The organism is Herbaspirillum sp. GW821-FHT09A12 (assembly GCF_059418325.1).
In genome coordinates this window covers 429,551-448,737 of sequence record NZ_JBWKPR010000002.1, presented here as the reverse complement: position 1 = coordinate 448,737, position 19,187 = coordinate 429,551, and the positions used below count along the sequence as shown (strand labels likewise).

Sequence of the window (19,187 nt, the reverse complement as noted above, 5' to 3'; positions counted from 1 at the left end):
TGGCCAATATCATGAGCAATATCGTGAGCAACAAACAGAGCGGCGAAATCGTCATCGATCACCTGCATATCCAGCTCGGCGCCGGCACGCGCCGTTTCGAGGCGCTGCAGGACATCTCCACCACCATCGCAGCGGGCGAATTCGTCTGCGTGCTGGGCCCTTCCGGCTGCGGCAAGTCGACCCTGCTGGGCGCGCTGGCGGGCCACCTCGCCCCCAGCGCCGGGCGTGTGAGTGTAGACGGCGTGCCCGTCGCCGGGCCGCATCCGGAGCGCGGGCTGGTGTTCCAGCACCATACGCTGTTCCCCTGGCAGCGGGTGATCGACAACGTCTCCTTCGGCCTGAAGATGAAGGGCTTCTCGCGCCGAGAACGCCATGCCCGCGCCCGCGACCTGCTGGCGCTGGTCGGGCTGGAGGGGTTCGAGCAGAGCTATCCGGCGCAGCTTTCCGGCGGCATGCAGCAGCGGGTGGAGATCGCCCGCGTGCTGATCAACCATCCGCGCGTGATGTTGATGGACGAACCCTTCGGCGCGCTCGATGCGCAAACGCGCCTGAAGATGCAGGAACTGCTGCTGGAGGTGTGGGCACGCATCGACACCACCATCCTGTTCATTACGCACGACATCGACGAGGCTTTGTTCCTGGCCGACCGCATCCTGGTGATGAGCCCCCGCCCCGGGCGCATCATCGACGAGATCCGGATCGACTTCCCCCGCCCGCGCGGCCCGGAACTGGTGACCTCGTCGCGCTTTACCGAACTCAAGCGTCATTGCCTGGCCCTGCTGCATCCGCAAGCCAAGGTCGTCCCGCTGGAAAGGCTGAGCCCGCTCGGCGCCAATCCGTCCGAAGTCCAATTTGCCATTTGAGGAACCGCAGTGAACGCAGCAGCCTTTGCCACGCATGACGATGAGACCGAAGAATTCCGTACCCGCCTGCGTCATGCCGATGCCGCGGTGCGCCGCATCGCGGTCCTGGACCTGATCGACGTCGCCGGCGACGAACACGCCCCGCTGCTGATCGAGGCACTGGGCGACAGTTCGGCCGAAGTGCGCCTGGAAGCCGTGCGCGCGCTGGAAGCCTTCGAGAGCGAAGCCAGCGTGGCCGGCATCGTGCCATTGCTGAGCGACGAGGACATTGAAGTACGCGAAGCCGCGGCGCATGCCTTGAGCGAACTCAAGCATGCCGAATCGGCGGCGCTGCTGCTGGCGCATGCCCGTGACCAACGGCCTTTCGTGCTGGTGGCCATCCTGCGCGGCCTGCGCGAGCTGCGCGTTGCGCAAAGCTTCGACCCGGCGCTGCAAGCGCTGGCGCACGGCGATGCCCTGGTGCGGCGCGAAGCGGTGGCCGTGCTGGGCTACCTCAAGGACAGTCGCGCATTGAAGGCGCTGATGGAGCTGGCCGCACAGGATCCGGAACCGGAAGTCAGGCGCGCCGCGACCGGGGCGCTGGGTTTCGCCCAGGAAGAGGAAGTGTTGCCGGCACTGTTGTCGGCGCTGGGCGACGCCACCTGGCAAGTCAGGGAAGAAGCGGCGACCACGCTGGGCAAGTTGCGCCTGCCCAGCGCCTTGGCGCAACTGATCGCGGCACTCGACGACCCTTACTGGCAAGTGCGCCTGCGCGCCGCCCGCAGCCTGGGCCGCCTGCGCGACAGCCAGGCCGTGGCGCCGCTGTTGGTGAGCTTGCGGCACGAGATCAGCAACCTGCGCAAGGAATCTGCGCTGGCGCTGGGCGAGATCGGCGACGCCGCGGCCTTGCCCGGATTGCTGCTGGCCGAACAGGATGCCGACCCCGAAGTACGCAAATCGGTGCGGCTGGCGCTGGAACAGATCCGCGCCGCCACCTGAGCGCCTGCGCCATGCCGCATCCACTGCGCATCACCAACCACACCGCCACCGCCTCACTGGTCATCGACTGGGATGACGGCCGGCGGCAGCAGTTATCGCACCTGGCTTTGCGACAGGCCTGCCGCTGCGCCGACTGCCTCACGCTGGCGCAACGGACCGGGCAAGGCCCGGCGCCGGCGGCCGATATCCGGCTGGACACCATCGCGCCGGTCGGCCAGTACGGCATCCAATTGGTATTCAGCGATGGCCATGACCGCGGCATCTATCCCTGGCCGTTCCTGTTTGGGCTCGGCTAGCGTCGGGATGCGAAGTCGGGATGCGAAGCCGGCACGCCAAGCGCAAAAAGCGGCTATGGATCTTCGCAAAAATTCTTTGAGTGCCCGCTCCATGACAAATAGGATGTCAGGCTTTCCCTGCTGCGACGGCAACTTATTCTGAGTTCGGCAGCAGACGCAGAGGAGCCCTTGATGCCGACGTCGAATCAAACTAAAAACAAGAAGCCAACGCCGTGGCTTGCCCGCATTGCCAAGCTGCTGGCGCCCGCCATGTTCTTGCTGGCCGGCCAGGCCCATGCGGAAGGACAGATCCGCATCGCCTACCAGTTCGATGTCGGCGATATCCTGCTGCATGTGGTGCGCGACCAGAAGCTGATCGAGAAATATGCCAGCCAGGAAGGCATCCAGGCCAACGTCGAATGGAAGCAGCTCTCCGGCGGCGCGGCGATCAACGATGCGATCCTGTCCAATACGCTGGACGTGGCGTCCACCGGATTGCCGCCCTTGCTGACGGTATGGGACCGCACCTACGGCAAGCAGAACATCAAGGCGATCGCCGCGCTGGGTTCGTTGCCGACCTATCTGCTGACGCGCAATCCGGCGGTCAAGACGCTGGGCGATTTCGGGCCGAAAGACCGCATCGCCCTCCCCGCCACCACCATTTCCCTGCATGCGCGGCTACTGCAGATCGCCGCCAGCGCGCAATATGGGAAGGAACATTTCAATCATTTCGACGAGCTGACCGTCAGCCTGCCGCATAGCGAAGCCGCGGCGGCGCTGCTGTCGGGGAAGACCGAAGTCAATGCGCACTTTGCCAGCCCGCCATTCCAGTTCCAGGAACTGAAGGATCCGGCCATCCGCAAAATCGCTTCGTCCTATGACATTCTTGGTGGACCTGCCACCCTCAATATCCTGTGGGCCCCGGAGCGCTTCCAGCGAGAGAACCCCAAGACGTTCATCGCCCTCAGAAAAGCCCTGGCCGAGGCCCTGGTATTCGTCCGCAACAACAAGGCCGAAGCGGCCGCTACCTATGTCCGCCTGGAGAACTCCAAACTGCCGGTGAGCTTCATCCAGGAGATCATTTCATTGCCGGATGTCCAGTACACCTTGCAGCCCCAGAACACCTATAAATTGGCGTCGTTCCTGGCCGATGTGGGCGCGATCAAGCACCGCCCGGCTTCATGGAAGGATTACTTCTTTGAAGACGCCTATCCGCAAGGGGGAAGCTGAGCCGGCAGGCCCCGGGGGGCTTCCCTCAGGATTCGAGCCGGTCGAGCCGTAGCCGGTGGCGCCCATCGGTGACCCGCAATGCGGCCAGCATAGTGCAGCCGAAGCTGGCGATGCCGCTGGCGCCGGCCAGGATGAACATCAGCAGGATCTGGTATTTGGCCGCTTCCAGCGCGTCCATTCCCGCCAGCACCTGGCCGGTCATGATGCCGGGCAGCGTGATGATGCCGGCGGCGGACATCTGGTTGATCACCGGCAGCATGCCGCTGCGGATGGCGGCGATGACATGCGGCTTGAGCGCCTCGCGCCTCGGCTCGCCAAGCGCCAGCCGCCCCTCGATCGAAGCTGCGGAGGCGTGTATGCCCGACAGGAAGGCATCCAGTGAAATGCTCGCCGAGTTGAGGACGCTGCCCAGCACAATCCCCATGAGCGGTATGGCATATCTCGGATCGTACCAGGGATCGGGCCGGATCGCGGTGGTCAGCGCCAGCGCCACCGTCAGCAATGAGGCGGCGCCGACCACGGTTGCGCTGATGCGCATGCCGCTCCAGCCGCGCAGGCGCCGGCGCGGCCTGGCGGCGACTTCGCGGGCCGCGGCCGCCACCATCAGCGCCACCGCCAGGCCGGTCGCCAGCGGCGAGCGGAGTTCCAGTATCCAGCGCAAGGCCAGCCCGACCAGCAGCAGTTGCACCACCATCCGGATGGCGGCAATCGCCAACGGCCGGTGTACCTGCAAACCAAGCGCGAGCGACAAGGCGCCGTTGCACAGCACCAGGATGGCGGCCAGGGCCAGGTCGGTCGGCGAAAGCATCAAGGGTTCCATCGTCACTGCCTCCGTTCGAGCTGGATCGTCCTGCGCGCCAGCCGCGCCGCCTGCTCTGGCGAATGCGTCACCAGCATCAGGGCCAGGCCGTCGTCCATGCATGACTGGAGCAAGGCCTCGACCCGCCTGACATTGTCGGCATCCAGTGCGCTGGTCGGCTCATCGAGCAGCAGGACCTTGGGTTGCCGGGCCAGCGAACGGACCAAGGCGGCGCGCTGGCGCTCGCCGGTGGAAAGCTGGGCGATATCCGCCCCGAGGCGCTCGGCCGGCAACGCCAGCCTGCCGGCCAGTTGCACCATCCGCTCCCGATCCTCCGGCTTGAAGTGCTCGGCAACGCTCGGTCGCCACCAGGCCGGTTCCGCGCTTTGATAGACCACTTGCTGGCGCCATGCCGGCGCCGGGAAATTGCTGCGGGACACCCCATCCAGCATGACATCGCCGCCGCCTTCGTCGAGATCGGCGATCAGCCGCAGCAGCCGCGTCTTTCCCGCGCCCGAGCGGCCGGACACGGCCAGGCATTCGCCGGCGGCGATGCTGAAGGAAATCGGCGCGACCACGGCGGAGCACAGGACGATGGCTTCCAGTCTTGCGGGCAGCGTATTCAGGTTAGTTTCGATACTCATGACTCATGGCGTTTCATGCTCTTTTTATCCAGGGGAGCGCGAACCCGGCAGATGGCGCCGGCACTCCAGGGCCTGCCAACGTTCAATTTAACAGGCCCTCAAGCTTATTTCACCAATAAACGTGGCTTGCGCCCCAGCTTGCCCGGTCTTACTTAGGGTTGGCTTAGGACAGACTCAGGCCGTTCCTTCGTCTCTTTTTCATCCCCTCGCCGCAACCAGTGATACAGAACCGGCATCACCACCAGTACCAGCGGCAACTGTACCAGCAGGCCCGAGATGATGGCGATGGCCAGCGGCTGCTGCATTTCGGATCCCTCGCCGATGGCAAATGCCAGCGGCAGCAGGGTCAGGATGGCCGCCAGCGTCGTCATGGCGATGGGACGCATGCGGTTCTTGCCGGCTTCGATCAGGGCCTCGACGCGCCCATGCTCGCGGCCGACTTCCTGCTGCTCCGAGAAATAGAAGATAGCCACCTCGGTCACGATGCCGATGATCATGGTCATGCCCATCATGGCCGAGATGTTCAGGTCGATGCCGGTCAGCGACAGGCCCACGAACACGGCCGAGACCGAGATCAGCGAAGTGAACAGGATCACGCCGGCCATGAGGAAGCTCTCGTACATGAACAGCAGCAACAAGAACACCAGCACGGCAGCGGCCGCGAACACCGTCATCAGTCCTTTGAACGCGATGCGCTGCTGCTCGTACAGGCCGCCCAGCTGGTAATAGCTGCCTTGCGGGAAGGTGCCGGCCCGGTCCAGTTCGGCCTTCACGTCGGCCACCGCCGAGCCCAGGTCGCGCCCGCTGATGCGCCCGGTGACGGCCACCATCTGCTTGAGATTCTCACGCGCGATCTCGGCCTGGCCGGTGAGCGTCTCCATGGCGGCGATGCGTTTGAGCGGCACCATGTGCCCGTCCGGCGCCCGCACCGTCACCAGCCCGAGGTCGGTGTCGGTCTGGCGCAGGGCCGGCGGCAGCCACACCCGCACCCCGACCGGCTTGACGCCTTCGATGATCTGGGTGGCGACATTGCCGCCCAGGCTGTCGGAAAGGCTCTTGGCGACAGCCGCCGGATCCAGCCCCTCCTGCGCCGCCTTGATTGGGTCGATGCGCAGCTGCAGCGCATCGCCGGCCGGGTTGATGCCATCCTTGACATCGACCACCCCCGGCACCTTGCCGATACGCGCGGCGATCTTGCGGGCCAGTTCAGGCAACAGTCCAGGATCGGCAGAGAAGATCTTGACCTCGATCGGCTGCGGCACGGCGGTCAGGTCGCCGATCAGGTCTTCCATCAACTGGGCCATTTCGACGTGGATGCCCGGCACCTGGTTTTCGATGCGGTGGCGGATATCCTCCATCACGGTGTCGACCGGCTGGCGTTTGCCCGGTTTCAGGCGGATGAAGAAGTCGCCGTGGTTGGGTTCGCTGATGCCGCCGCCCAGGCCCGTCCCGGTGCGCCGCGAATATGTCTGGACATTGGGGTTGGCACGGACGATGGCTTCCACCTGCCGCACCAGGCGATCGGTTTCAGTCACCGCCGTACCCGGCTCGCTGTAGTAATCGAGCACAAAACCGCCCTCGTCCATCGACGGCATGAAGCCCGACCCGACCTTCTGGTACCCGATGAAGCCGGCCAGCGCCAGCGGCAGGATGGCCAGCAGCACCAGCGCAGGGCGCCTGAGCAGGCGCTGCATCAAGGCGGCATAGCGCGCATGGAACCAGGCGGTCAGGCGGCCATGGTCCTTATAGTGCGCGTCTTTTTGGGTCAACAGCCCGGTAGCCAGAATGGGCACGGCCAGCCAGGTGAACAGGAACGAGATGAACAGTCCCGACGCCATAGTGATCGACAAGGCCTTGAAAAAGGCGCCGGTCACGCCGGTCAAGAAAGCCAGCGGCGCAAAGATCACCAGCGTCGAGGCGCTGGAGCCGACCAGCGGCCGGAAGAATTCATGCGCGGCCTTGATCACGCCTGCGCGGATATCACCCTGGCCCTGATGCAAGCGCCGCACGATGTGTTCGATCATCACGATGGCATCGTCGATGATCAGCCCCACGGCGGCGGCCATGCCGCCCAGCGTCATGATGTTGAAGTTCATGTTCAGCAAGGCCAGCAGCACCACCGTGGTCGCCAGCACGGCCGGCACCACCACGATGGCGATCAGGGTGATCTTGAGGTTGCGCAAGAACACCAGCAGCACGATGGCGGCCAGGCCGATGCCGATCAGGATGGCGTCGCGCACGCTCGATGCCGATGCCGTCACCAGCTGGCTTTGGTCGTACCAGTTGGCAATCGTCACGCCCTTGGGCAATTGCCCTTGCAGCGTCTGGATGGCAGCCTTGACGTCCTTGGCGATCTGGATGCTGTTGCTGCCCGGCTGCTGGTAGATCGACAGCAGCACCGCATCGCGGCCATCGGCGGTCACGCGTATCCATTGCGGCACGGTCGAGCGGCTGACGGCGGCGACGTCGCGCACGCGCACGATGCCGTTGGCGCCATTGGCCAGCACGGTGTCGCCGATCTGCTGCAGGTTCTGCAGGCGCGCATCGGCCATGACCAGGAACAGCTTGTAGTGGTCTTCCAGGCGGCCGACCACGTTGATCACATTGCTGGCGGCCAGCACGCGGGCCACGTCATCCGACGACAAGCCGCGCGCGGCCAGCTTCTGCGGATCGACCGCCACCTGGTATTCCTCCAGCGCGCCGCCGATGGCCTGCACGCGCGATACGCCATTGATGCCGGAGAGCAAGGGGCGCAGCTGGTATTCGGCGATATCGCGCAATTGCGTCGGCGAGACCGAACTGGAGGTCAGGCTATAGGCAATGATGGGGAAGACGGTCGGGTCCATGCGGCGCGTCTGGATCACCGTCCCCGCCGGCAGCTGGGAGGCGATCTGCGACATCGCCGCATTGATCTGCAGCGTGGCCGAGGCCATATCCAATCCCCAGTCGAAGTTGACCGATATCTCCGCCGAGCCGCGCGTGGTGGTCGAGCGCACCGACGTCACGCCGAGAACGCGCCGCACCGCCTCCTCCACCGGCCGCGTCACCAGCAATTCCATCTGCTGGGGCGGCTGGTCCCCCGCATCCAGCGACACCACGACCCGCGGGAAATCGACGCTGGGAAACAGCGAGGTCGGCATATTGAACGAGGCGATCAGGCCGCCGATGGCCAGCACGGCGATCAGGAACAGGATCGAGCGCCGGTGCGCGTGCATCCAGGAACCGATATGCATCATCGGACCTCCCTGACCTGCATGCCCTCGGCCAGCTCATAATTACCCTGGACCACCACCGGCAATGCCGGATCGATGCTGCCTGACACGCCCAGCGTACGGCCGTTGTCGACCACCTGGCGGACCGCGATGCGATGCGCCGCACGGCCGCCGACCTGGAATACATAACTGCCGTTGGCGTCCGTCAGCACGGCCTGCCGCGGGACTTCAAAGGCGGACTTGCCGTCCAGCTCGATCCCGGCGCGCACCCGCGCGCCGGGCGCCAACTGGCCGGAGGCCGGCACCCTGACCAGGACGTTGGCCAACTGCGTTTTCGGATCCACGATGTTTTGCACCTCCGCTACCTTGCCGGCGACGCTGCGATCCGGCGCCGCCAGCGTGGCCAGCCCGACCGCCATCCCCTTGCGTACCTTGGGCAGGTCTGCGGGGTCGATGCCCAGCACCACCTTCAGGTTCCCGGTGCTGCCGATCTGCATGAACGGCGCGCCGGGCTGGACGCGGTCGCCCTGGAACGCGGTCAAGGCCATCACCACGCCATCGTCGGCGGCCCTGATCACCAGCCCGCCCTTCGCGCCGCCCAGTTCCCGCTGCGCCGCCATCCCGGCCTCGGCGTCAGCCTTGGCCTTGGCGGCGGCATCGACCTGCGATTGCGTCGCCAACTGCAGTTTTTGCATTGCCACGATCCGCTCCATGTCGGCATTGGCCTGACGCAGCGCCGTGCTGGCCTGCGCATAAGCCAGCTGCACCACAGGATCGCCCTCCAGCAGGGCCAATACCTCGCCGCGCCTGACCGACTGCCCTTGCATCACATTGAGCCGCGCGATGCGCGCAGACGATGGGCTGCTGACCGATTGCAGCGAGCCCGGCAAGACATCGCCGTAGGCGGCCAGGGTCGCGTGCATCTGCTTCATTTGCACCGGCGCCAGCACTACCTGCGCCGATGGCTGGACGGCATCCTGCGCCGGCTGGGCATGCACACGGCTGGCCACGGCGCCCAACGCCGCCGCGCCGGCGACCACAGTGGCCAGCGATGCGGCCAGACAGGCGTTTCTCTTATTCATGGTGTTCGCTTTCTTTGAGTTGGAGCGGAAGCTCGCCGCCGATGACGCTCAGCAGCGCCACCCGTTGCTCCAGCATGGATTGTTCGAGGGTGATGGCTTCGACTTGCCTGGCCAGCAAGGAAGCTTCGGTATTGATCAGCACCAGGGTGTCGAGATTGCCGGCGCCGAAAGCCTGCATCGCGGCTGCGCGCTGGCGCTCCATCTGGCGCAAGCCGTCCTGCGCACGGCGCAACTGGCCGGCATTGATGTCCTGCTCCTTGAGTAGCCGGTCAACGTCGGTGTAAGCCGCATTCACACGCTGCTGGTATTCGTCGTGCAAGCGCTGGCGCGTCGCCTGTTCGATGGCGATGTTGCCCCGGTTGCGGTTGAAGATGGGCAGGGACAACGAGATATTGAAGCCTTGCGACGCCACGTTGCTGGTATCGCGCGCCCTGGTCAGGCCGATGCTCAGCGCCGGGAACTGCGCGATGATCGCCGCCCGGTAGCGGCTGTCCTGGGCCTGGTAGCCGCTTTTGAGCGCCAGCAGATCCGGCCGCCGGGCCGGGAGCCGCTGCATGATGGCCTGCATTGCCGCGCCATCGATCTCAGGCAGGCCGACTTCTCTCTTGAGCGGCACCGTTACCGACGGCGCCAGCCCCAGCAAGGTGTTGAGGTCATGCCGCAACTGGTTCTGCGACTTCTCGGCATCGGCGCGCTGCCTGTTCACATCCAGCAGCGCCGTCAATGCCGCATTGGAAACGTCCAGCGTGATCAGCTGCTTCGCCAGCGCTTGCTGCACCTGGTCCACGCGCTGCGCGAGAAAGTCCCGCTGCTGCGCCAGGGTATCGAGCAGGCGCTGGCCTTCGACGATCCGGATATACAGCAAGCGCGCCTGTGCGATGACTTGCCACTCCTGCCACAGCAGGTTGAGGTCGGCCTTGTCGGCATCGTGCCGGCCGGCGGAAGCCAGGGCGGAATGCGTCAGCAGGCTGCCGATATCGTAGCTGGGGCCAATCGTGTAGCCGCGGCTGGAACCGGGATCGGGATGACGCTTGAAATCGGCGCTCATCGACAGTTGCGGGTCCGGCAGCAGCGATGCCGAGAAGGCCTGCGCATGCGCGATACCGGCGTCGTCGCGGGCCAGCCGCAAATCCGGGTTGTTGAGTACCGCGAGGATGGCCACATCGGTCATGTCCAGGCCTTCGGCGCCGGGAGCAAACGGGTGCGGCGGCAAGACAGGGAAATCCAGGCGGTCGGTTGCAACGGCCAGGTGTGGAATTTCCGTCAGCCAGGTCGGCTGGTCTTGTAACGGTAAAGGTCGATAGCTGGCGCACCCGGCAAGGACCAGGGCGAGCGTAAGGGGCAACGCAAGTGTCAGCGGCAGTTTTTTCATCGGCATCCAATCGGACGAAATATGGCAACGGTGGCGAGGCCAAGGGAATTTTCACGAAGCATAACGACCGATAATTAGCGAACAATTAGGAACCGGCCGGTGATCAACCGGGCCGGGGCGAACCTCAGCCGGCCCTAAGTCTGGCGCGCTATGCTGTCGGTTCTGGAGATGAGGCCGGCGTTTTCCCGCTTCGGGGCGGGACTGGTCTACTATTGGCGCGTAATCCAACAATTCCAACAATCTTAGGGAACTGGCAAGGTGAGAGTACTTCTGGTGGAAGACGACCGCATGATCGCAGCGGCGACCGAACAAGCCTTGCGGGATGCGGCTTACGCAGTGGATTGCGTCGGCGATGGCGGTTCGGCCCAGCTTGCGGTCAACACCCAGCAATACGATCTGGTCCTGCTCGACCTCGGCCTGCCGCGGCTGGATGGCTTCCACGTGCTGCGCCATCTGCGCGACAACAAGATCGACACGCCGGTCCTGATCGTCACGGCGCGCGACGCCCTGGAAGACCGTATCCGCGGCCTGGATGCGGGCGCCGACGACTACATCATCAAACCGTTTGAAATGGACGAGCTGCTGGCGCGCATGCGTGCCGTGCTTCGCCGCCACGGCGGCAGCGGCAGCCCGGTGCTGAGCAATGGCGAGATCGGGCTCGATCCGGCCAGCCGGGAAATGAACTTCGAAGGAGTCGCGCAGCGCCTGTCGGCGCGCGAATTCAGCCTGATGCAGTCATTGATGCTGCGCCCCGGCGCCATCCTATCGCGCCAGGACCTGGAAGACCGCATCTATGGCTGGAACGAGGAAGTCGAAAGCAATGCGGTGGAATACCTGATCCACTCCATCCGCAAGAAGTTCGGCAACCACATCATCAAGAATGTCAGGGGCCTGGGATGGATGGTTTCAAAAGAAAAATAAGCGGTTCCCTGCAAGCCCAGCTTTCGTTCTGGCTGTCGGCCGTGATCCTGGCGATGGCGGTGGGCGGCGGTTTCTTTTCGTTTCGCGGAGCGCTCCACGAAGCCAACGAATTCCAGGATGACCAGTTGCGCCAGATCGCCGGCCTGATGCAGCAGCAAGCGCCGCATACCGGCCTGCTCGTTACCCAGGTCACCGAACAAAGCGACGATCCCGAGTCGCAGGTGATCGTGCAGGTGCTGGCCCCCGGCGAGAACCGCCTGCGCCTGCTCGACGAAGACGTATCGCTGTCGCCGGGGCTTCCCGATGGGGTGCAAGCCTTGGCCGGCCAGCGCTACGCCTGGCGCATCTTCATCCGCCATCTGCCGGACAACGCCAGGCTGGTCGTCAGCCAGCGCACCGATGTGCGCGATGAACTGGCTCATAGCAGCGCGTGGCGCACGGTATTCCCCTTCGCCGTGCTGATGCCGGTTCTGCTGTTGCTGATCAATGTGGTGGTGCGCACCATGCTCAAGCCGGTCAAGCAGCTCTCCAATGAGCTGGACAAGCGGCGCGACATCGACCTGAGCGCGCTGGACGACCGCAATGTTCCGGTCGAAATCCGCCCCTTCACCGCGTCCATCAACGCCCTGCTGTTGCGCGTGCAGCGTTCGATGGACATGCAAAAAAGGTTTGTCGCCGATGCGGCCCACGAGCTGCGCTCGCCGCTGACCGCGCTCACCCTGCAGGCCGACAATATTCGCAAGATCGCATTGCCGGCCGCGGCGCAAGAGCGAGTGCTCGACCTGCGGCACGGCTTGCAGCGCATGCGCGCCCTGCTGGAACAATTGCTGGTCATGGCGCGCTCGCAAGAAACCGTGGCCCATCCGGTATCGACCATCGCGATGGACGATGTGTTCAAGCAGGTGCTGGAAGACCTGATGCCATCGGCCGAGGCCAAGAACATCGATGTTGAAGTCGACTGCGAGCGATCGGCCATTTTCACCGGCCAGCTTTTCGATGCCCTGATGCTGATCAAGAACCTGGCCGACAATGCGATTCGCTATACCCCGGCGGGCGGCCGGCTGTTCCTGCGGGCGCGCCAGGAGGGCCGGGCTCTGGTGGTCCAGGTCGAAGATTCGGGGCCGGGCATCCCGGAGCATGAAATGGAGCGCATCTTCGATCCGTTTTACCGCATCCTCGGCAACGGCGAATCGGGATCGGGGCTCGGCCTGGCAATCGTCAAGACGCTCGCCGAGCGCAATAACGCCAGCCTCGCCTTCGTCAACCGGAAATCCGGCAGCGGGGAACATGCCGGCCTGAGCGTGACCGTGACATTCCAGCTTTAGGCAAAGCCAGCGTGCACTAACCCGGCCGGGCCTCGGATGCGTCGCTGTATGGCGGGCATCGATCCTTTGCATCGTCAATATCCCGCAGATCGCCCCCCGTTTTTCCCTCATTTCCCCCCATCTCGCCAGCATTTCGTCACCGGATCGAAGATCAATCATCGTGATTAATTGCCCAGTTTTACGATTTTTTGAGATTTGTCCTATGGAGCAATATCGAATTGGTTGGCAGAATTACCTATCGGAAATTTCGATGGGAATCGAAATTAATTCAACAGGGAAATATTTATTTCCGCCACGGCATGGCCGTATCGGAAAACTCCCGATATACGGCTGACTTTGCAGGAAATAGGATGGCGTCATCGAAACGCATCCTCATTCTGCCTGAGGGAAAAATGAACGTCTTCCATACCTTGATGCATCACGCGTCCTACGTCTTGCTCTTCTATGTCCTGTACGTAGCGGCCGGCACGCTGGCCTTCGGTTACTTCGTCTGGCACAAGGTCTACCGCCAGGCTGCCGGCGCCAGGCCGCGGGCCGTTGCGCGCCGCCTGGGCGACTCCGATTCGCGCCGGCCCCGGTGAACGGCGCGCTCGCCGTCCCGTCAGAACAGCTCCTGTTGCGGTGAGGTGACGCTGGCAAAGCTGTCGCCGACGAAAGCCAGGATGGCATCGGCCACCGGCGCCAGCTGGCGCTCCAGGTAGTGCCCGTAGTCGATGGCGGCGCTGCGCTTTTCCAGCGGTTCCGGCCCTGCCGTGGTCATCACGTAGTTGATCCAGCCGCCCTGCTGGTACTGCAGCGGACGCCCGTCCCCCTTGTTCACCTCGTCTGCCATGCGCGCGGCGCGCACATGCGGCGGCACATTCTTTTCATAATGGTCGAGTTGCCGGCGCAGGCGCTTGCGATAGACCAGTTGCCCATCCAGCTTGCCCGCCAGCAGGTCGGCCACATACGCGGCGATGTATTCGCGGTAAGGCTCCTTCCTGAAAATGCGCAGGTAAAGCTCCTGCTGGAACTGCTGCGCCAGCGGCGTCCAGTCGGTGCGCACGGTTTCCAGTCCCTTGAAGGTCAGCTTGTCTTCGCCCTGCGCGGTGCGCACGTAGCCGGCGTAGCGCTTCTTGCTGCCGACGTCGGAGCCGCGCACGCTGGGCATCAGGAAGCGCTGGTAATGCACTTCGAATTGCAGTTCCAGCGCGCTATCCAGCTGGTATTGCTCGCGCAGGCGGCGGCGCCACCAGTCGTTGATCTTTTGCACCAGCTCCAGCCCGATGGCGCGCGCCTGTTCATCGCTGTGTGCGCGTTTCAACCAGACGAAGGTGGAGTCGGTATCGCCATAGATCACTTCATAGCCCTGCTCTTCGATCAGTTCGCGCGTGCGGTGCATGATCTCGTGTCCGCGCCGGGTAATCGACGAGGCCAGGCGCGAATCGAAGAAACGGCACACGGTCGAACCCAGCACGCCGTAGAAGGAGTTCATGATGATCTTCAGCGCCTGCGACAGCGGCTGGTTGCCGTGGCGCTTGGCGGCCTCGCGCGCTTGCCAGATCTGCTCGATGATGGCCGGCAAGCTGTGGCTGCGGCGGGAAAAGCGGGCATCGTTGAAACCCGGCACGGTATCAGCTTCGGGCTCGTTGTGCATGCCGTCCACCAGTCCGACCGGATCGATCAGGAAGCTGCGGATGATGCTCGGGTACAGGCTCTTGTAATCCAGCACGATCACCGAGTCGTACAGCCCCGAGCGCGAGTCCATCACGAAGCCGCCCGGGCTGGCGATGGCTTCGGCGTCGCCCAGGTTGGGCGCCACATAGCCCTTGCGGTGCATAAGCGGCATGTAAAGGTGGGTGAACGCCGCCACCGAGCCGCCGCTGCGGTCGGCCGGCAAGCCGGTGACGCTGGCGCGCTCCAGCAGGAACTCAAGGATCTCGGTCTTGGCGAAGATACGGGTGACGAGCTCGCAATCTTTCAGGTTGTAGCTGGCCAGGGCTGCCTTGTCCTCGGCGAACATGCGGTCGATCTCATCCATGCGCTGGTAGGGCGTGGCGATCGCCTTGCCCTCCCCCAGCAGCGTTTGCGCCACGTTTTCCAGGCTGAACGAGGGGAAATTCCAGAACGCCGAGCGCAGGCTTTCGATGCCGTCGATGACCAGCCGGCCCGGCGCCGTCACCAGCAGATGGTTGGCGCGAAAGCCGTGCTCGCGCCATTCCAGCGGCGCGCCGCGGCGCCCCAGGCGCAACGGCGTCTTGAACTTGTCCGCCTGCTTTTGCAAGACGTTGAGGTCGAACTGGATCAGGTTCCAGCCGATGATGGCGTCCGGATCGTGGCGCGCCATCCACTCGTTCAGGCGTTCGATCAGCTCCTTGCGGGTCGCGCAAAAATGCAGCGCGAAATCCACCGTGTCCACCGCGCCGCTGGCCGGCCCCAAGGTGTAGACGGTACGCTGCCCGCAGCCTTCCAGGGCGATCGAATACAGGTCGCCGTGCCAGCTGGTTTCAATGTCCAGCGAGGCCAGCCTGAGTTGCGGCCGGTAACCCTCCAGCGCGCGAATGCGTACATCAGTGAGCACCCCGTCGGCCGCCGGCGTTCCCGAAAAAGCCAGCGGCGCATTGATGAAGCGTTCCATCAGGTAGCGCTCCGGCGGGCGCACGTCGGCCTCATAGACCGGAATGCCGTTTTCGATCAGTTGCTTTTCCTTCTTCAGCAGCTTGCGGTAATGGCGCGCATACAGGCCCATCACCGGCCGCTGGCTGAAGTCCTTCAGGTTGTCGAGCGTACGCAGCTCGAAACTGCCGTCGCCGGCCAGCAAAGGCGCCACCCGCTCGCGCTCGGATTGGGGAATGAAGGCCACCGCCTGCTGCGGCGGCAAGCGCAGGCATTGCGGGCCGTCATCGGTGGCCAGCCACAGTTCGACCTCGATACCGGCAGGCGTATCGCGCCAATGGCGGCTGAGGATGAATCCCCTGCGCTCGCCTTCCTGCACCTGGCCGTCCTTGTCCTGCATATCCTGTCAATCTCCCTTTGGCCCTGCCCGAGTTCGCTTCGCCAAAGCGAAAACGCGATTTTACTTGGATAGAAAACGCACCGTGCGCGCACCGTGCGCAATGTATCGACACGTCATTGAAGCCGTTTCCGGAAATCGAATGTAAAGAACTCCGAACACGCTTTTTCACCTGCAAAGATTTTTAAAAAAAGACCTCTCTTCTTGTCGTTTTGCGCCTGCAATGGCGATGCGATGCTTGCGCATATCGCATCGCAGCAACATTGGAGGAACGCCATGAAAACGCCGCTCACGCTTATCCCTCGGTGCTTTCCGCTTTCCGCCGTCCACTTCCCGATGCCGACCATCCGCAACGTCATTTCGCCAACGCCATGAAGAAAACCACTCTTTACGCAGCAGTCTTCTCTGCGCATTGCGCCTTCGCCTGCGCCCCAGCCTTTGCCGCCAGCTTCGATTGCAGCAGAGCGGGTTCCGCCAACGAAAAAACCATTTGCGGCGATCCCCAACTCTCCGCGCTGGACGACCAGTTGGGCAAGGCCTTCCGCCAGGCGCGCATGCGCGCTCCCGACAAGCGCGCCTTCAGCGTCGATTCGGACAAGCAATGGCGCTGGCGCGAACAGAATTGCCGCGACCGCGCCTGCCTGATCGACTGGTACCAGCGCCGCCAGGCCGAGTTGCAGGCGCAGGCCGACACGCCCATCACCGTCGCCGCACGCCTGCCGGCCAAGGCCGGCCAGTCCGCCACGCTGCCGGCGCCGGCCCTGGCAGCGCTGCAACCCCTGCCGCCGGCGTCGGCAGAACCGCTGCGCCTGAAGTTGAACAATGCCCAGATTGCCGGCATCGCGCCGGCCGGCGCCATGCCCTGGCCGCACTATGTGCGTGTGGACAGGGGACAATATTTTTATGAAGACCCGCAGGCCGGCGGCGCGGCGGCGCTCATCGGCGTGCGTTACTACGGAGTCGAGAACGGCCAGTACATCATTGAAGCCAGCCGCGGCAGCGCCGTGCTGCGCTACACCTGTAGCGCGGACTGCGCCTACATCGGCCAGCTGACGCTGCCGGGCGATATCGAGAAGGATATGGTGATCGTCAGGAACGACCGCAATTCGCTGCCCGCCCTGATCGTCAACGATGCGCTCAACGGCCTGCTGGTTCCATCCACGGCGCACTGACGCTTACACCACCACCTGGCGCGCGTTGCGCCGATGCGCCAGATCGCTCAACCGGCGCAAGGCGTTGACCAGCTCGAAACGGCTGCGCGCGCGGCCCAGCGAGATGCGGATATGCGCCTGGCGGGAAGCCAGGCCGTCGCCCCCGGCCGTGCGGAAGGCATCCTCGGCCACCACGTCCAGCCCTTCCATGCGCGCCTTCTGCACGAAATCGGCCGCACGCCAATGCGCCGGCAGCGCCTTCCAGATATGGATGCCGCCGGCATTGGCCAGTGCGCTGTCGCCCAGCGTGCGGTGCGCCAGCTCCTGGCGCGCCCAGGCTTCGGTGCGGATGCCCTCCTGCAACGCGGCCGCAGTGCCGTCGTGTATCCACTGCGTGGTCAGGGCCGTCATCAGCGGCGTCGACATCAGCACGAAGGAGCGCAACGCGCCCAGCACGTCTTCCTGCGGCATGCCCTCAGGCAGCGCCACATAGGCGGTGCGCAGGCCGGGCAGCAGGCATTTGGACAGCGTCGACACGTAGAACACCTGGCGCGGCGCGTAGTACGCCAGCGGTTTCGGCGCGGCGGCGCTGAAGCGCCAATAGGGATCGTCCTCGATGATGCGCAGCTCCAGACGTTGGGCCAGCGCCGCGATCTCGGCGCGCCTGAGCGGCGGCATGGTATGCGTGCTCGGGTTTTGCAATGTGGGGTTGAGATAGACCAGCCGGGCCTGGTGCTTCTTGACCATCATTTCCAGCGCGTCCGGCCGCATGCCGTCGGCATCGCTCTCCACCGCCGCCACCTGCCGCCCCAACCGCGCTGCGGCCGACAGCAAGCCGGGATAGCTCAACGGTTCGGCCAGCACCGTCTCCCCGGGGCGAGTCTGCGACAGCAGCAGCGCCGCCAGCGCCGACTGCGCGCCGGGGCAAACCAGCACGCGCTCCTCATCCACCGTGCCCAGCATCGGCGCCAGCCACGTTGCGCCGGCCGCGCGGTCGGTGCTGCTGCCGCCGCCCAGGTGGTAAGTCATCAACAGGTCGACATCGCTATGGATCAGCACCTGGGACACGCCCTGGCGCAGCAGGTCGTCCAGATCGACGCCGGCCGGCGGCGGCGGGATGTTCATGCTGAGGTCGACCAGTTGCGTCAGGTCCACCCTTGGCGGCGCAATGAAGGTGCCGGCCGGGCCGCGCGCTTCCAGCAGGTTGCGCCGGCGCGCTTCGGTGTATGAGCGCGTCACCGTGGTCAGGTCCACCCCCAGATGTTCGGCCAGCAGGCGTTGCGGCGGCAAGCGGTCGCCGGCCTTGAGGCGCTCGTCCGAAATCGCCTGTTCGATGAAATCCACGATCTGCAGGTAGCGCGGTCCGCCGTTGTCGGCGAAGCGGCGCGTCCATGCCAGGAGGCTGTCGTTGCGGCTCATGTCTTGTTCCTTGAATCCGGCCCTTGCAGGCGTGCTGGACGCCACAGGGCGCGCCATGTAGGGATGTTGTCTGGATTGTTGCGATGCACATCGGATGCTAGTATGGATTTACTTTAAACGCAAATCCATACATACCCGCAGCATCGCATGCGATCGAGCACGCCAAATCGCACGAATAGCAAACAAGGAGAAGAACATGGCCAATTTCCTACTGATTCACGGCGCCTGGCAAGGCCAATGGATCTGGCCCGCGGTCAGCGCCGAGCTGACCATGCGCGGGCATGAAGTCCATACGATGGATTTGCCCGGCAGCGGCGCCGACAAGACCCCGCTGTCCGACGTCACCCTGCCGATGTACGCCGATGCCATCCACCGCGCCGTGCAAGCCATCGGCAAGCGCGTCACCCTGGTGGGCCACAGCATGGGCGGCATCGCCGTCACCGCCGCGGCCGAGCTGGCGGCCGACAAGCTGGCGCGCATCATCTACATGTGCGCCTTCGTGCCGTGCAACGGCGACTCGCTGGCCTCGCTGTCGGACTTGGTGCCGCCGAGCCAGACGTCGCAGGTGGAGATGGAAGGCGACAACGTCTCCACCAGCACGCGCGCGGCTTCACGCGTGCAGACCTTCATGCACGACGCGCCGCACTCGGTGGCCGCATGGGCCGCGCCGCAGTTCCAGGCGCAAGCCGTCGCCCCTCTCGTCACGCCGGTGGCGCTGACGCAGGAGCGCTACGGCAAGGTGCCCAGGAGCTACATCGTCTGCACCCGCGACCGCGCCATCGACCCGGTGCTGCAACGGGTGATGGCGGCGCGCTCGGGCTGCGACAGGATCAAGGAGCTCGAGAGCAGCCACTCCCCGTTCCTCTCGCGCCCGGCCGAAACCGCCGAGATGTTGCATCGGTTGGTGAGCGAAGTCTGATGCGC

Annotated in this window: 16 protein-coding genes; 9 read left to right on the top strand and 7 right to left on the bottom strand. The window is 64.6% G+C overall.

What is annotated here, in order from left to right:
- Nucleotides 1-11 precede the first annotated feature (11 nt).
- The 4 genes from AC07N6_RS07140 to AC07N6_RS07125 all read left to right on the top strand — a co-directional run bounded on the left by AC07N6_RS07140 (nt 12) and on the right by AC07N6_RS07125 (nt 3,346).
- The gene (locus AC07N6_RS07140) at nt 12-863 is read left to right on the top strand and encodes an ABC transporter ATP-binding protein (RefSeq protein ID WP_494779612.1); all 852 of its coding nucleotides are present in this window, start codon (nt 12-14) and stop codon (nt 861-863) included.
- Between the two features lie 9 nt (nt 864-872).
- A complete protein-coding gene (locus tag AC07N6_RS07135) occupies nt 873-1,841 on the top strand; it encodes a HEAT repeat domain-containing protein (RefSeq protein WP_494779611.1) in 969 nt (322 codons plus the stop codon).
- Nucleotides 1,842-1,852: 11 nt separating this feature from the next.
- Nucleotides 1,853-2,137: a DUF971 domain-containing protein gene (locus AC07N6_RS07130; RefSeq protein ID WP_494779610.1), complete on the top strand. Its 285-nt coding sequence runs from the start codon at nt 1,853-1,855 to the stop codon at nt 2,135-2,137.
- 171 nt (nt 2,138-2,308) lie between these two features.
- A complete protein-coding gene (locus AC07N6_RS07125; protein ID WP_494779609.1) occupies nt 2,309-3,346 on the top strand; it encodes an ABC transporter substrate-binding protein in 1,038 nt (345 codons plus the stop codon).
- A 25-nt stretch (nt 3,347-3,371) separates the two neighbouring features.
- Here the strand turns inward: AC07N6_RS07125 and AC07N6_RS07120 are convergent, their stop codons facing one another.
- The 5 genes from AC07N6_RS07120 to AC07N6_RS07100 form a co-directional block, all read right to left on the bottom strand.
- Nucleotides 3,372-4,166, bottom strand: a complete 795-nt coding sequence (locus AC07N6_RS07120; protein WP_494779608.1) for an ABC transporter permease — start codon at nt 4,164-4,166, stop codon at nt 3,372-3,374.
- Nucleotides 4,167-4,168: 2 nt separating this feature from the next.
- Nucleotides 4,169-4,789, bottom strand: a complete 621-nt coding sequence (locus AC07N6_RS07115; RefSeq protein WP_494779607.1) for an ABC transporter ATP-binding protein — start codon at nt 4,787-4,789, stop codon at nt 4,169-4,171.
- A 152-nt stretch (nt 4,790-4,941) separates the two neighbouring features.
- On the bottom strand, nt 4,942-8,022 hold the full coding sequence (locus AC07N6_RS07110; protein WP_494780257.1) for an efflux RND transporter permease subunit: 3,081 nt from the start codon (nt 8,020-8,022) through the stop codon (nt 4,942-4,944).
- Nucleotides 8,022-9,083, bottom strand: coding sequence for an efflux RND transporter periplasmic adaptor subunit (locus AC07N6_RS07105; protein ID WP_494779606.1), 1,062 nt, complete (start codon nt 9,081-9,083; stop codon nt 8,022-8,024). Before AC07N6_RS07105 ends, AC07N6_RS07110 begins: the two co-directional genes overlap by 1 nt.
- Entirely contained in the window at nt 9,076-10,455 is a 1,380-nt protein-coding gene (locus AC07N6_RS07100) for a TolC family protein (RefSeq protein ID WP_494779605.1), read from the bottom strand. Before AC07N6_RS07100 ends, AC07N6_RS07105 begins: the two co-directional genes overlap by 8 nt.
- 258 nt (nt 10,456-10,713) lie before the next feature.
- Here AC07N6_RS07100 and AC07N6_RS07095 point away from each other — a divergent pair, with 258 nt between their 5' ends.
- The 3 genes from AC07N6_RS07095 (at nt 10,714) to AC07N6_RS07085 (ending at nt 13,282) form a co-directional block, all read left to right on the top strand.
- Entirely contained in the window at nt 10,714-11,376 is a 663-nt protein-coding gene (locus AC07N6_RS07095) for a response regulator (RefSeq protein WP_494779604.1), read from the top strand.
- A complete protein-coding gene (locus tag AC07N6_RS07090; protein ID WP_494779603.1) occupies nt 11,352-12,701 on the top strand; it encodes a sensor histidine kinase in 1,350 nt (449 codons plus the stop codon). Before AC07N6_RS07095 ends, AC07N6_RS07090 begins: the two co-directional genes overlap by 25 nt.
- Nucleotides 12,702-13,093: 392 nt before the next feature.
- Nucleotides 13,094-13,282 (top strand): hypothetical protein, encoded by a 189-nt coding sequence (locus AC07N6_RS07085; protein ID WP_494779602.1) that lies wholly within the window; start codon nt 13,094-13,096, stop codon nt 13,280-13,282.
- A 20-nt stretch (nt 13,283-13,302) separates the two neighbouring features.
- On the opposite strand, the gene AC07N6_RS07080 is transcribed toward AC07N6_RS07085, so the two are convergent.
- The gene (locus AC07N6_RS07080; RefSeq protein ID WP_494779601.1) at nt 13,303-15,696 is read right to left on the bottom strand and encodes a DNA polymerase II; all 2,394 of its coding nucleotides are present in this window, start codon (nt 15,694-15,696) and stop codon (nt 13,303-13,305) included.
- Between the two features lie 260 nt (nt 15,697-15,956).
- Between AC07N6_RS07080 and AC07N6_RS07075 the strand changes: the two genes are divergently transcribed.
- The gene (locus AC07N6_RS07075; protein ID WP_494779600.1) at nt 15,957-16,865 is read left to right on the top strand and encodes a lysozyme inhibitor LprI family protein; all 909 of its coding nucleotides are present in this window, start codon (nt 15,957-15,959) and stop codon (nt 16,863-16,865) included.
- A gap of 3 nt (nt 16,866-16,868) precedes the next feature.
- Here AC07N6_RS07075 and AC07N6_RS07070 read toward each other — a convergent pair whose 3' ends face one another.
- Nucleotides 16,869-18,263, bottom strand: coding sequence for an aminotransferase-like domain-containing protein (locus AC07N6_RS07070; RefSeq protein WP_494779599.1), 1,395 nt, complete (start codon nt 18,261-18,263; stop codon nt 16,869-16,871).
- A 196-nt stretch (nt 18,264-18,459) separates the two neighbouring features.
- Between AC07N6_RS07070 and AC07N6_RS07065 the strand changes: the two genes are divergently transcribed.
- On the top strand, nt 18,460-19,182 hold the full coding sequence (locus AC07N6_RS07065) for an alpha/beta fold hydrolase (RefSeq protein ID WP_494779598.1): 723 nt from the start codon (nt 18,460-18,462) through the stop codon (nt 19,180-19,182).
- The last annotated feature ends 5 nt before the right edge of the window (nt 19,183-19,187 follow it).

Excerpts from the sequence above, each read along its gene's own strand:
- AC07N6_RS07120 (WP_494779608.1), bottom strand. The coding sequence starts at position 4,166 with ATGGAACCCTTGATGCTTTCGCCGACCGACCTGGCCCTGGCCGCCATC.
- AC07N6_RS07085 (WP_494779602.1), top strand. The coding sequence starts at position 13,094 with ATGAACGTCTTCCATACCTTGATGCATCACGCGTCCTACGTCTTGCTC.
- AC07N6_RS07080 (WP_494779601.1), bottom strand. The coding sequence starts at position 15,696 with ATGCAGGACAAGGACGGCCAGGTGCAGGAAGGCGAGCGCAGGGGATTC.
- AC07N6_RS07105 (WP_494779606.1), bottom strand. The coding sequence starts at position 9,083 with ATGAATAAGAGAAACGCCTGTCTGGCCGCATCGCTGGCCACTGTGGTC.
- AC07N6_RS07130 (WP_494779610.1), top strand. The coding sequence starts at position 1,853 with ATGCCGCATCCACTGCGCATCACCAACCACACCGCCACCGCCTCACTG.
- AC07N6_RS07100 (WP_494779605.1), bottom strand. The coding sequence starts at position 10,455 with ATGAAAAAACTGCCGCTGACACTTGCGTTGCCCCTTACGCTCGCCCTG.
- AC07N6_RS07110 (WP_494780257.1), bottom strand. The coding sequence starts at position 8,022 with ATGCATATCGGTTCCTGGATGCACGCGCACCGGCGCTCGATCCTGTTC.
- AC07N6_RS07125 (WP_494779609.1), top strand. The coding sequence starts at position 2,309 with ATGCCGACGTCGAATCAAACTAAAAACAAGAAGCCAACGCCGTGGCTT.
- AC07N6_RS07090 (WP_494779603.1), top strand. The coding sequence starts at position 11,352 with ATGGATGGTTTCAAAAGAAAAATAAGCGGTTCCCTGCAAGCCCAGCTT.
- AC07N6_RS07115 (WP_494779607.1), bottom strand. The coding sequence starts at position 4,789 with ATGAGTATCGAAACTAACCTGAATACGCTGCCCGCAAGACTGGAAGCC.
- AC07N6_RS07070 (WP_494779599.1), bottom strand. The coding sequence starts at position 18,263 with ATGAGCCGCAACGACAGCCTCCTGGCATGGACGCGCCGCTTCGCCGAC.
- AC07N6_RS07065 (WP_494779598.1), top strand. The coding sequence starts at position 18,460 with ATGGCCAATTTCCTACTGATTCACGGCGCCTGGCAAGGCCAATGGATC.
- AC07N6_RS07140 (WP_494779612.1), top strand. The coding sequence starts at position 12 with ATGAGCAATATCGTGAGCAACAAACAGAGCGGCGAAATCGTCATCGAT.